Below are 12,216 nucleotides of genomic sequence, written 5' to 3' on the forward strand. Positions count from 1 at the left end.
CGGCTTGACGAGAGATTGGCACCGGTCTCTGGTCAGCTACCGGTCTTGAACAGCGCGGCGACCTTTTTCTTTGGCTTGATATTGGCCGACACGGCGCCGCGGGCAGAACTGGCCTTGACCGCAGCCTCCCACGCCGGCTGCGCATCGGCAGTGGCGCTGGGCTCATAGGGCTGATCGAAAAACGGATCGCGCGAGACAACCGGCTGGCGATGCGGCGTGTACTCACGGCGCTCGCGCGGCTGTCTGGCCTCACGCGGTGTGGCCATCACGGCGTTCTCGCCTTCACGGTACATGCGCCGGCCATCGTTGATGCGGCCCTGCTCGCTGATACGGGGTCGATCTTCCTCAAACTCCATCGGCTCCAGTTCGATCTTGGTCTTGATGAGCTTTTCGATATCGGCGACCAGCCGCTGGTCGCTGCTGGCGACAAAGCTGACAGCCAGGCCCGATGCGCCGGCGCGGCCGGTCCGGCCAATCCGGTGGACATAATCCTCGGCGTTGAAGGGCACGTCAAAGTTGAACACCGCCGGCACATCTTTGATGTCCAGGCCACGCGCCGCCACATCGGTGCAGACCAGCAAATCAACTTCGCCGCTTTTGAACGAGTCCAGCGCCTTCAGCCGCTCGTCCTGGCTCTTGTCACCGTGCAGCGCGGTGGTTTTCAGGCCTTCGCGCTCGAGTGAGCGGGCCAGCCGCGCGCAGCCGAGTTTGCTGTTGACGAAGACAAAGGCCTGCTTCAAGTCCCGCGCCTTGAGGATCTGGTGCAGCGCGCGGCGCTTGTCGTCGGCGCCAACGCTGTAAAAGTGCTGCTCGACGGTCGAGGCCGTGGCGTTGGAACGCGCCACTTCAATCGTCACCGGATCCTGCAGATAACTGGACGCCAAGCGCTTGATTTCAGGTGAAAAAGTCGCCGAAAACAGCAAGGTGATACGCTGCTTGGGCAGATAACTCAGAATGCGCTGCAGGTCCGGCAGAAAGCCGATGTCGAGCATGCGGTCGGCTTCGTCGAGCACCACGTACTCAACCTGGTTCAGCACGGCATTTTTGGCCTCGATGTGGTCGAGCAGACGACCCGGCGTGGCGACCAGCACTTCAACGCCTTTTTTAAGCTCCGCGGTTTGCGGCTTCATGTCCATGCCGCCAAACACCACCGCACTGTTCAGATTGGTGTACTTGGCATAAAGCTTCACCTGCTCGGCTACCTGGACCGCCAGTTCGCGTGTCGGCAACAGCACCAGCGCACGCACAGGGTGGCGCGCCGGCGAGGTCGAGGCATTCTCGTGCTTCATCATGCGCTGCAGCAAGGGAAGGGCAAAAGCGGCAGTTTTGCCAGTACCGGTTTGTGCGGCGCCCATCACGTCTCTTCCCTGCAGAACGACCGGAATCGCCTGTTCCTGAATGGGAGTCATGGTTTCGTAGCCCATTTCGGCTACGGCACGAGCCAGCGGTTCTGCCAGCGAAAGGTTGGAAAAAGAAGATGTCATTTAGCCCTCTATTGTCGCACTTTGGCTAAATCAGGGCCTCTTGACACTTTTACCCCGCTTTATCCAGCCAACACCCGAATCGCCCGCTGGCGGAATCTGGCCGTGAAAAATTCTATTTTGCTATCGAATAAATAGCAATAAATGACCGTATTCGTTGGACCACTGCACGATTTCTTATAAATTTCTCGCACTGAAGGTGTCGCAGGCCTTGATGCTGCCGGTTTTCAGCCCTGAGTCGAACCAGCGCTGCCGCTGTGCACTGGTACCGTGGGTAAAGCTTTCGGGCACTATCGCCCCGCCACTGGAGCGCTGCAGTGCGTCATCGCCAATTTTTGCGGCGGCGTTCATCGCTTCCTCGACATCACCCTGCTCCAGAATCTGCCGTGCGCTTTGCGCGTGGTTGGCCCAGACGCCGGCAAAGCAGTCGGCCTGCAGTTCGAGTTTCACACTCAGGGCGTTGTACTCCACCTTGCTGACGCGGCCACGCATCTGGTCCATCTTGCTGCTGATGCCCAACAGGTTTTGCACATGGTGGCCGACTTCATGCGCAATCACGTAAGCCTGCGCAAAATCGCCAGGCGCACCCAGCTTGTTTTTCAAGATTTCGTAAAACCCGAGGTCGATGTAGACCTTCTGATCGCCGGGGCAGTAAAACGGACCCATGGCCGCCTGACCCTGGCCGCATGCGGTTTGCGTTGCGCCGCGAAACAGCACCAGACGCGGCTCCTTGTAAGTTCCTCCGGCTTTGGTAAAAACGTCTTTCCAGACGTCTTCAGTGTCGGCCAATACGGTAGAGACAAACGCCGCCATGCGGTCATCGGCGGGCGGCCGATGCGCCGGCCCCTGCTGCTGCACCTGGGCTGGTGGCGAACCACCACTCAAAAGGCCCAGTATCGTGAGCGGGTTGATGCCGAAAATCCAGCCTCCGACCAGCGCAACCACGATGGTGCCAATGCCAATGCTGCGCCCACCCAGCAAGCCGCCGCCTCCGCTGAGCCCGCCGCCCGCGTCATCGCGCCGGTCTTCGACGTTGTCGGATTCCCGATTGCCTTCCCATTTCATGTGAACTCCCGATTACACAAACGTATGATTCAATGGTTTCGCGCCGCCACAAAGCTGGCGACAGACAAGCAGCGTCCGGCACCACCAGATGCGCCGACTTTACTGGATGCAGCAGGATTAGAGAATAAAGCGGCAGTCGAATCTGGCCACGCCCACAACCAAACCCTTCACGTTTTCCGCCTCACCCCGTGCCCGCCACGCGTGGCCACAGCCGATTCGGTCCTTTTGGGCCAAAACTTGGGCTTCATCAAGCCGGTTGATGATGCAAAAACCGGCGGAACCAGCCATTTACAAATTGCTGTGGGCAGGAAGCAGATGGAGAAATCGCCGGAAACGAGGGGTAGGAGAGTAGGAGGTTCGAGCGCATCACGCGGAGCCTGAGCTCGCTACCCACGGAGCAGGGGAGCCAGAATTTGCCCCGCATGGGACTATGGGACGGCCGTCAGTTACTTCATGCCGCCTGCTGTCAGCCAGCCATCAGCCATCAGCCAGCCGTTTCAGCGAATGCTCAGCGACGCAGGCATAAAACCTTGCACCTTGCCAATCGATACGCCACTTCCATCAAATCGCACGGCGTCCGACAAGGTCTGAACTTGCGGCCCCTTTTCCGGATCGCGCGGCCCGCTAGGAGCGGCCGTCGCCTGCTCGATACATTTTTGCCGTGCGGCAGCCGGGCTCGTCTCATTGCATTGCGCAATTGCGGTGCGTTGTGAACCCAGGCTGGTGTCGCGGACTTCAGCTTTTTTTACCTGACCATCGACCACCAGCACCATGGCAATCAGCTGGCAAAGTATTACCAGGCAGGCGGCAACGCCCAGCATGGTCTTGTAACGCATGGTGTCGATCTTTTGCATAGGGTCAGAAAACATGAAATATCCTCAGATCGCTTGATGCTAGCGCCGCGCCAACCAATTCACTGCGGCGCATTGCCCACGAAGCTGTAGGATAAAAACGCTTCCATCAAGCTCAAGGCTTACTATCGCCGCATGGAAAAACCCAAGGACTACCCGGCCCGAGTGCTCAATCCGGAGCAGACTGCCGCACACCTGCCCTACGCCCGGCTGGTGGAGGAAATCGCCAGACTGCTCAAGGACGACTCGGTTCAAGTCCCGCCGCGCCAGGTGCTGCCCCTGCACGGCGGTGGCAGCCTGTTTGTCATGCCGGCGTTTGACGCACGCACGGCCATCACCAAGCTGATTACGTTTACTCCGGCAAATGCGGGAAGCAACCGGCCGGCGATTCAGGGTGACGTCGTGGTGTTTGACGTGGCGACCGGCCAGCGCGCGCTAGTGCTCGATGGCCCCACCGTGACGGCGCGGCGCACCGCCGCAGTGTCCCTGCTGGCAGCCCGAAAGCTGGCGCCCTGCACGCGAGGACCACTGCTCATTGTCGGCGCAGGCGTGCAGGGCAAAGCCCATCTGGACGCATTTTCGGAAGGGCTGGGCGTCAGGGAAGTGCTTATCGCTTCGCGCAGCGCGTCAAGCGCGCAACAGCTGGTGCAGCATGCGCAATCGTTGGGGTTGACGGCCCGTGCAGTGAATGACGCCAATGCGGCGCTGGCCGACTGTTCAATGGCCGTAACCTGCACACCCGCCCATGGCGTGGTGCTTGGCGACTTGCCGCGCAACGACGCTTTTATTGCTGCGGTAGGGGCGTTCACGCCGCAGATGGTGGAGCTAAGCCCCAAATTGTGCCGCTATGTCGCAGCACACGGCACGCTGGTGGTGGACACGGTGGATGCCGTGCATGAGGCCGGCGATTTGTTGCAGGACGGCCTCGAAGTCACCTGCTTCACAAGCCTGGCCGACGTGGTGCGCGCCAGCGCCTTTGCGGTGACCGGTCCTGTGCTGTTCAAGAGTTGTGGCTGGGCGGGTTGGGATCTGGCGGCAGCCAGGTCGGCTTTGGCCGAGCTGACCAGAGCGCAGGGCTGACGCCGGGCGGGCCGCACAGGCTTGTTGGGCAAAAACAGCTTACAACCCCGGAAGCCATTTTTTAATATCGCTTGTCCTGCCAAAAATTGTGCATGCCTCGCGGCGGCTAGGGGGTGGCTGGCGTTGCGGAATAACAGGCCTGGTTAGGGCAAAAAAAACTGCCTGGTGATCTCCTATTTCTCCATTACCCACTGGATGATGTATTTGGCGACAAAGCCCACCATGCCGAAAGCCAGACCGAGAAAAATAACGAAAGTGCCAAACTTGCCAGCCTTGGACTCCCACGCCAGTTGCCCGATGATGAACAGCATGTAGAGCATGAAAGCCCCCACGCCAAACGACAGGCCGAAGGCCGCAACCTGTTCCTCGGAGTAGCCGAACATCAGGCGACCTCTTCCGGCGGCAGACGTTCAGGCAGCGCAGTGGCATCGACCAGATCGCGGTAGGCATGCCAGCTCGCGTGGCCTAGCAGCGGCATCACAAAAACCAGGCCTATCAGTAGCGTGGTGAGACCCAGCAGACTCAAGCCCATGATCAGCGCCGCCCATAAAGCCAGCGGCAAGGGGTTGGTCAGCACCGCTTGCCAGCTTGCCAGCACCGCCTGCAGTACGTTGACGCGGCGGTCCAGCAGCAAAGGCATGGCGATCACGCTGGATGCGAAAATGGGCGCCGCCATGAGACCACCCATGGTGAGCCAGAGTTCGAACAGATAGGAGTGGGGCGCCAGCACGACATGGCGCAAAAAATCCAGCGGCGTATTGACGGCGTGGCTTGCCAACAGCGTGATGAGCGCGGCAGAGGTGAGCACCCAGCCGGTACCTGCGAATGCCAGCAGCAGGCCAAAACGCACCAGGCTCCAGTAGCCGCCACTGACCGCGTAACGTGAATATTGCCAGCGGGTCCAGGTCTTGTTGATGAGCTGCAGGTTGACGGGCTCGCCACGTTCGAGGGCACGGCTGATGGCGTAGAGGCTGGTGGCCAACACCGGTGCCACTACCAGAAAACCCGAAAAAGCACCGGCCAGCAGCCAGAAACGGTCGTGTGCAATCAGCACCAGCAGACCGCCAAAAGCAGCCAGCACCAGCCCATGCGCCAGGCTCAGCCAACCGCCGCGCAGCATGTCCCGCGCGCCACGCATCAGCCAGTGCAAAGGCTGAACGAGACTGATGGTGCGAATGACGGGCAGCGCCAAAGACCCTCGGCCCGCAGGTGACGGTGAGCGGGGGGGCAATGGAGGCGTATTCTTGAAATGGGGCACGATGGGTCTGAAGCTTAACTGCAAATCCCGAGGCAGAACACGATGCCCGGCAATTCTGCAAAGACAGTGCGGGACCCACGGCTCAACCCGGTATTGCACACTGTTGACCCTCGTCAAGAACGGGACTTGATAAGCGCGCATCATGAATCAATACACAGCAAGGAGATGACAAAATGACCCCAAAACAAGCGAACCCCTACAGCAGGCAGTTGCTGGCCATGCGCAACGCCCTGCTCGCACAAATGAGTGCCCAGCGTGGCGGTGTGATTGGTCGGGCAGATGCCGCCGCAGAACATTTTGAACGCCGCGAGGATTCGAGCGCGCAGGTGGCCTCCGAGCGCGAACTGGAGTTTGCTATTGGCGAGCGCGAAGTCGATGAACTCGCCATGATTGATGCCGCACTGGCCCGCATTGAGGCAGGCAGTTACGGAGAGTGCACCAACTGCGGCGTCGAGATTGCGGCGCAAAGGCTGCAGGCGAGCCCTGAAGCATCACGCTGCATCCATTGCCAGGAAAAAGTGGAACAACAGCGTTCTGCCTGAGATTTTCCCTATTTTCACAACTTTCCGCGCGGCATCACCCAGCACCCCACCAATCCCGCGCAGCTTGGTATTTTCCTGATGTTCAAGCCGGAGGGAAGTGGTTAGGCTGACGGCTGATCCAGACCAGCCCTATCAGCCCAAGCTTTATGACCCCTCCCACTACCAAGGTATGCGGCAGCCCGCCCACTACCGTTCCCGGGTCTGCAAAACCCCCGGCTGACGAGCTTCCCATGATGGCCACGCCCTACGTGCCGCCACCGCCGAGCGGGCCCCAAGCGTTGATGTTGGCACTCGGGCCGGGTGCTCCCTTTCGCTGGCTGGCCGGTGGGTGGCGCGATCTGCGGGCACAGCCCGGCATCGGACTTTTTTATGGCGTTTGCTTCTGGTTCATGGCCATCACGCTGGCGGCCGTATTTCGCGCCAGACCCGAATACACACTGTCGATCGCCTCGGGCTGCCTGCTGGTAGGACCGTTTCTGGCCATGGGCCTGTATGAGGTGAGCCGCCGCCGCGAGTTGGGTCTCAAGCCCGAACTCGGCGCGTCGCTGACGTGCTGGGATGCACACCTGCGCAGCATGGCCATGCTGGTGCTCGTGCTGGTCGTGCTGGAGCTGCTCTGGGGCCGCGCGTCGCTGGTGGTGTTTGCCGTGTTCTTCAACACCGCAATGCCATCCACTACAGGCGTGATCCAGGCGATTTTCAACCCCGACAACTGGGAGTTCGTGGTGGTGTACCTTGCGGTGGGCGGGCTGTTCGCGGCGCTGGTTTTCTCCACCGCCGTAGTATCAATTCCGATGATCCTGGATCGCGACACGGATGCCATTTCGGCTGCCATTACCAGCATCCGCGTGGTGTTCGCCAACCCGGGGGTGCTGCTGCTCTGGGGCGTTTTACTTACGCTGCTTGTCGCCGTGGCGCTGCTGCCCTGGGGCTTGGGCCTGATCCCGATTGGTCCGCTGCTCGGCCACGCGAGCTGGCACGCCTATCGTGGTGCCGTGCGCTGGCAGGAACTCGCCGACCTTGGTCTCGACAAGCCAGTGCAAGACGCGTAAGGAGCCGGGTTGCCACGCCGCTTCACGGTCCGCCGCTTCTTGCCCATCCCCCCGGGGCCGGCGTGAAGACCTCCGTCGTGACGCAGACAAAAGCCTCTCGGTCCGATTGCCAGCTCATGTGTTCCACCACGATGCGGCCCGCGCCGACGCGAATGACATTGAAAGAATTGGATTCGCCTCTTCCGCGTGTCGACGTCGCGGTGCCGGCCTGAACGGCGATTGCGGAATAATCGCCAAACCGATAGCGCTCGGTGGTGTTTCCGGCATGGCTGGCATGCAGATGACCGGCGAGCAACATGTCGATCCGGCAGCTTGCAAACAGCTTCATGGCAAGCGGCGCCCTGCCCACCAGCTCATGCCCACCCAGGCGAGCAGGCAGATCAAACGGATGGTGCGTCACGACAATTTTTGCAATGTGATCGCCCAGCGCGCACAGGCGCTCTCGCACGCGCCCTAGCTGCGCCTCGTTGACCCGGCCATTTTTAAGTGTCAGGGACCGCGCGGTGTTGACCCCGATGACGGCGATTTCATCGTCGACGTAAAACGGCTCAAGGTCATTGGTGATGAGAAGCTGGTATTTTTTTAGCGGCTGCGCAAAGCGCCCGAACAGGTTGTACAGCGGTATGTCATGGTTGCCCGGCACGATGATCTGGGGCATCGGCAGGGCGTCCAGGAAACGCCTCGCCGCCATAAATTGCCCGGTCCGCGCGCGCTGGGTCAGGTCGCCGGAAACCACCACCACGTCAGGCCTGACGTTATGAATGAGCGAAGTCAGCGGCGCGATGAGCGCTTCATCGATGCGGCCAAAATGAAGGTCTGAAATATGGACCAGGGTTCGCATGCCTAACCTCCAGGCGTACTCGTATCGTTTCTCGGCACGATTACCTTCAGGGTGGCCGGACAGATACGGTAAAGCAGAGGGGTGGTCATCCGGGTGACTTCGCCATCCGTTGCAACCCGAATCTGTTTGTGATGGGTTTTGATGAGTATCTTTTTTGCCAACAGCATGTCGAACTCCCTGACCTGCCGCAACTGGCCCATGAGGGCACGCACGGCCAGCACTAACAAGCCCACGCGTCCGGTCCTCTGAACCACATACAGGCTGAGCCTGCCGCCATCCAGCCGCTCCCGCAGGCCAATGTTGAAGCCTTCCATCCGGTATTCATTGTTGCCAATAAAAATCAGCGGTGAGCGGCGCTGATAGGTTTGATTTTCCATGGAAATGGTGACATCCAGAAACGGATAGCGGCGCAAGGCAGTGACGGCAGCCCAGAAAAACGCGAGCCACTTGCCCCGGCCCAGTCGTCTCTGCTGGCGTTCCCGGTCCCTCACGGCATCGGGATATAGCCCCAGGCTTGAGTTGTTGAGGAAAGTTCGGCCATTGATTTCGCCGGTGTCGATTTTGATGGAGTGCCCCTCGGCAATGGTGCGTATGGCTTCGTCAAGATCGAGCGGAATATGCAGGTCCTTGGCCAGGTGATTGAGCGTTCCAAGTGGCAGAACGCCCAACGCAATATCGGTTCCCAGCAGCAAAGATCCGACCGCATTCATCGTGCCATCGCCGCCGCCGGCGGCAATGACTGACACGCCCTCGATCACAGCGCTTTGGGCAGCCTCAATCATCTCGTCTGCGCTGGCTGCCAGCGTCACGGCAACGTTCAATCCGTGCGCCTTGAACCCGGCAGCGATGCGGGTGGACAACTCTGCGTTGCAGCCACCGCCTGCCGAGGCGTTCAGGATCACGGCAACTTGTGTCGGCTGTGGCACCTTAGTCGCCCGCGCGCTGCATTATTCGCCGCCTGCGCCAGGTACCGACGGCGGTGAGGCTGAACACCAGCCAGCCACTGCTGGCAGCTACCGCTGCGAGCACATCGCTCAGGTAGTGCGCTCCCAGGTAGATCCGGCTGAGCCCAACCAGCGCCACCAGCGCGACCGCCAGGCAGACTACAAAAGCGCGCCAGGGCCAGGATTTGACCCGACAGACCAGGTAAGCGGCCAGAACGCCATAGAACAGCGTCGCCGCGGCGGTGTGGCCGCTCGGAAAGCTGTAGGACGTCAGCGTGAGCAGCGGGTCCTGAAACGAAGGCCTGGCACGCTGAAAGAGATTTTTCAAAAACAGGTTGAGCAGCATGCCGACCGGCACCGTCAGGACCAGCGTCACAAGCCAGTCCCATGATCGGGTGCGGACCCAGCGCCAGCCGAGCAGCAAACAAAGCGCGAGGATTCCTGCCGTACTGTGCAGACGAGTCACCAGGAGCATGAATTGCGTGAGCGGCGGCGTCGCGCGCGCATGAAACCACTGTGAGACCTGCAGATCCAGGATGGTGATCCGGTCGGCGTTCATGACGCCCTCGGCGATTTGGCCAAAAAGAAATAACGCGCCTGCCAGCGCCAGTGCGCCAATCGTCAGGTGCAACCCCAGATAACCGTCGGGCGCAATTCTGGCGCGCAGGAATTCCCACTGGGATGCTGATCGTGTCCGGCTCATCTGTTTTGTCCAATTACGCAATAATCATCACCGGATATCCATGCACACGATGATGCGGCACGGCTGACGAAAACCCGCGTCAGACCGCCGCCGTCTTTCATGCAGGACAGGCACGCGAACCCGGCACGGCCTGTGACGAAAAACGGCTTTGCTGGAAACATCGGGACGATTGCCGTACTAAGCCCTCGGCAAAGTCACACCCATCTGCCCCTGGTATTTGCCGCCCCGGTCCTTGTAGCTGACTTCGCAGACATCGTCCTTGTCGCTTTCAAAGAACAGCACCTGCGCGCAGCCCTCGCCGGCGTAGATCTTGGCCGGAAGCGGCGTGGTGTTGGAAAACTCCAGCGTCACATAGCCTTCCCATTCGGGCTCGAAGGGCGTGACGTTGACGATGATGCCGCAGCGCGCGTAGGTGCTTTTGCCCAGGCAGATAGTAAGCACGTTGCGCGGAATCCGGAAGTACTCCATGGTGCGGGCCAGCGCAAAGCTGTTGGGCGGGATGATGCAGCTGTCGCCGTGAAAGTCGACAAAACTCTTTTCATCGAAATTTTTTGGGTCGACCACCGTACTGTGGATGTTGGTGAAAACCTTGAACTCGGGCGCGCATCGGATGTCGTAGCCGTAGCTGGAGGTTCCGTAGCTGATGATCTTGTGACCGTCTCGCTCGCGTACCTGCCTCGGTTCAAACGGCTCTATCATGCCGGTCGTCTCGGCCATCCGGCGTATCCAATTGTCGCTTTTGATGCTCATGGGGAGTGTTCCTTGCTTTAAGCGTGATTGTAGGGAGGGCCGCGGCGAACCTGCGAAAAATCCGGCCCGCCGCGCAGCCGAAGCTGGCAACCCGCCAGCGCAATCTTATGCTATTAATTAAATAGCTATTAACAGCCGTATTCATTGGACCAGAAGGCAATTTGACCCATAGTCCGGGCTATTTCAGCAACCTGACGCCAGCCGCCTGCGAAATCACGGTTTTTTCGATCAGCCGGTCGTCGCCGAGGACAATCATCGCAAACAGCAACTCATCGAGGCTGGCAGCCTGCGCTGCCCTGCGCGCCAGCAGTGGCGTGGCTTGCGGATTCAGCACGACAAAGTCGGCTTCGCAACCCGGCTGCAAGTTACCCACCACGCCCTCCAGACCCAGCGCCCGGGCGGCACCGGCGGTATGCCGCCACCAGAGGTTTTGCGGACTGAGGGACACGCCGGTCTTGGTCTGCCCCTCCCGCCCGACGTAATAAGCCGCCAGCATGGTGTGAAACGGGCTGAACGAGGTGCCGCCGCCGACGTCGCTGGCCAGCCCATGCAGAAAACCCGCTCGGTCGGCGCTGGCATAGTCAAAAAAACCGCTACCCAGAAAAAGGTTGCTGGTCGGGCTGACAGCCGCCGCCGCGCCTCTGGCCCGCATCAGGGCGCGGTCTTCGTCGTCGATATGGAGGCAGTGCGCATAGACGGAGCGCGGGCGCAGAAGGCCAAACTGCTCGTAGACACTCAAATAGCTGCGCGCATCGGGATAGAGTTGGCTGACCCAGGCGATTTCTTCCCTGTTTTCAGCGACGTGGGACTGAATCCAGACATCGGGATAGCGGGCGGCCAGCTCACCCGCACCGCGCAACTGCGCCGCACTGCAACTGGGTACAAAGCGCGGCGTGATGGCGTAGCCGAGCCGGTCCACGCCGTGCCAGCGCTGAATCAGCGCTTCGGTGTCAAGCAGGCTTTGCTCGGTGGCATCGCGCACACCGTCAGGCGAATGCTGGTCCATCAGGCATTTTCCGGTCATCAGGCGCAGGCCATGTTTTTGCGCCTCGGCAAACAGCGCATTGACCGATGCGGGATGCGAGGTGGCAAAGCTCAGAGCTGTGGTCACGCCGTTGCGCAGCAATTCCGCTATGAAAAACGAAGCGGCCTGTGCGCCATATTCGAGCGAGGAGAAGCGCTTTTCATGCGGGAAGGTGTAATTTTCAAGCCACGGCAGCAAGCCCTCGGCAGGCGATCCGATCACGTCGGTCTGCGGGTAGTGGACGTGCATGTCGAGAAAACCGGGCGCGATGATGCGGCCCGGCCAGTGCTCCGTTGGCAGTCCGGCAAAGCGTGGTGCCAGCGCGGCGTGGGCGCCCACCGCCTGCACCACCTCCCGGCTCCGGGCATCCGGGCCGACCACCAGCAGGCCGTCGGATTCAAAAATAGCCTGCGCACCCTTGGCGGAGCTGGCAAAGTACAAAATAGAGGCGCGGTAAGCTTTCATGGCAGCAAGCGTAACGCACGGGTCAGGCCCCGCGCCGGGCGCTGCAATTACCGGCTCACGCGGCAGCCATCGCCAATGGAAGCGCGCCAGACCCGCACCGCGCTGAGCGCCGGCAGCGCAGGCTGCAACTTGCGGAAAATGAACTGGCAGAGGTTTTCGA

Annotated in this window: 13 protein-coding genes; 3 read left to right on the plus strand and 10 right to left on the minus strand. The window is 60.6% G+C overall.

All coding sequences use genetic code 11. The features are described 5' to 3' along the window. Positions 1 to 32: 32 nt before the first annotated feature. The 3 genes from HHJ19_RS07105 to HHJ19_RS07115 all read right to left on the minus strand — a co-directional run bounded on the left by HHJ19_RS07105 (position 33) and on the right by HHJ19_RS07115 (position 3,415). On the minus strand, positions 33 to 1,484 hold the full coding sequence (locus HHJ19_RS07105; protein ID WP_296905353.1) for a DEAD/DEAH box helicase: 1,452 nt from the start codon (positions 1,482 to 1,484) through the stop codon (positions 33 to 35). A 174-nt stretch (positions 1,485 to 1,658) separates the two neighbouring features. After that, positions 1,659 to 2,546, minus strand: coding sequence for a neutral zinc metallopeptidase (locus HHJ19_RS07110; protein ID WP_296905356.1), 888 nt, complete (start codon positions 2,544 to 2,546; stop codon positions 1,659 to 1,661). A gap of 497 nt (positions 2,547 to 3,043) precedes the next feature. After that, positions 3,044 to 3,415, minus strand: coding sequence for a hypothetical protein (locus tag HHJ19_RS07115; protein ID WP_296905358.1), 372 nt, complete (start codon positions 3,413 to 3,415; stop codon positions 3,044 to 3,046). Between the two features lie 117 nt (positions 3,416 to 3,532). On the opposite strand from HHJ19_RS07115, the gene HHJ19_RS07120 reads away from it, so the two are divergent. After that, positions 3,533 to 4,477, plus strand: coding sequence for a delta(1)-pyrroline-2-carboxylate reductase family protein (locus HHJ19_RS07120; protein ID WP_296905359.1), 945 nt, complete (start codon positions 3,533 to 3,535; stop codon positions 4,475 to 4,477). A 173-nt stretch (positions 4,478 to 4,650) separates the two neighbouring features. Here the strand turns inward: HHJ19_RS07120 and HHJ19_RS07125 are convergent, their stop codons facing one another. Then, entirely contained in the window at positions 4,651 to 4,860 is a 210-nt protein-coding gene (locus tag HHJ19_RS07125) for a DUF2788 domain-containing protein (RefSeq protein WP_296905361.1), read from the minus strand. After that, positions 4,860 to 5,615 (minus strand): DUF2189 domain-containing protein, encoded by a 756-nt coding sequence (locus HHJ19_RS07130; RefSeq protein ID WP_296905377.1) that lies wholly within the window; start codon positions 5,613 to 5,615, stop codon positions 4,860 to 4,862. Before HHJ19_RS07130 ends, HHJ19_RS07125 begins: the two co-directional genes overlap by 1 nt. Positions 5,616 to 5,908: 293 nt before the next feature. On the opposite strand from HHJ19_RS07130, the gene HHJ19_RS07135 reads away from it, so the two are divergent. After that, positions 5,909 to 6,277: a TraR/DksA family transcriptional regulator gene (locus HHJ19_RS07135; protein ID WP_296905365.1), complete on the plus strand. Its 369-nt coding sequence runs from the start codon at positions 5,909 to 5,911 to the stop codon at positions 6,275 to 6,277. A gap of 281 nt (positions 6,278 to 6,558) precedes the next feature. Next, a complete protein-coding gene (locus HHJ19_RS07140; RefSeq protein ID WP_296905378.1) occupies positions 6,559 to 7,329 on the plus strand; it encodes a DUF2189 domain-containing protein in 771 nt (256 codons plus the stop codon). Between the two features lie 22 nt (positions 7,330 to 7,351). Here HHJ19_RS07140 and HHJ19_RS07145 read toward each other — a convergent pair whose 3' ends face one another. The 5 genes from HHJ19_RS07145 to guaD form a co-directional block, all read right to left on the minus strand. Continuing rightward, the gene (locus HHJ19_RS07145; protein ID WP_296905367.1) at positions 7,352 to 8,170 is read right to left on the minus strand and encodes a metallophosphoesterase; all 819 of its coding nucleotides are present in this window, start codon (positions 8,168 to 8,170) and stop codon (positions 7,352 to 7,354) included. Positions 8,171 to 8,172: 2 nt separating this feature from the next. Further along, on the minus strand, positions 8,173 to 9,096 hold the full coding sequence (locus HHJ19_RS07150) for a diacylglycerol kinase family protein (RefSeq protein ID WP_296905369.1): 924 nt from the start codon (positions 9,094 to 9,096) through the stop codon (positions 8,173 to 8,175). A gap of 1 nt (position 9,097) precedes the next feature. Next, complete coding sequence (locus tag HHJ19_RS07155) at positions 9,098 to 9,817, minus strand: phosphatase PAP2 family protein (RefSeq protein ID WP_296905371.1); 720 nt, start codon at positions 9,815 to 9,817, stop codon at positions 9,098 to 9,100. A gap of 177 nt (positions 9,818 to 9,994) precedes the next feature. Then, the gene (dcd, locus tag HHJ19_RS07160; protein ID WP_296905373.1) at positions 9,995 to 10,567 is read right to left on the minus strand and encodes a dCTP deaminase; all 573 of its coding nucleotides are present in this window, start codon (positions 10,565 to 10,567) and stop codon (positions 9,995 to 9,997) included. Between the two features lie 178 nt (positions 10,568 to 10,745). Next, positions 10,746 to 12,056, minus strand: a complete 1,311-nt coding sequence (gene guaD, locus HHJ19_RS07165) for a guanine deaminase (RefSeq protein ID WP_296905375.1) — start codon at positions 12,054 to 12,056, stop codon at positions 10,746 to 10,748. Positions 12,057 to 12,216: the final 160 nt, after the last annotated feature.

It is taken from the genome of Polaromonas sp., from assembly GCF_012927415.1.
Classification (GTDB): Bacteria; Pseudomonadota; Gammaproteobacteria; order Burkholderiales; family Burkholderiaceae_C; genus Polaromonas.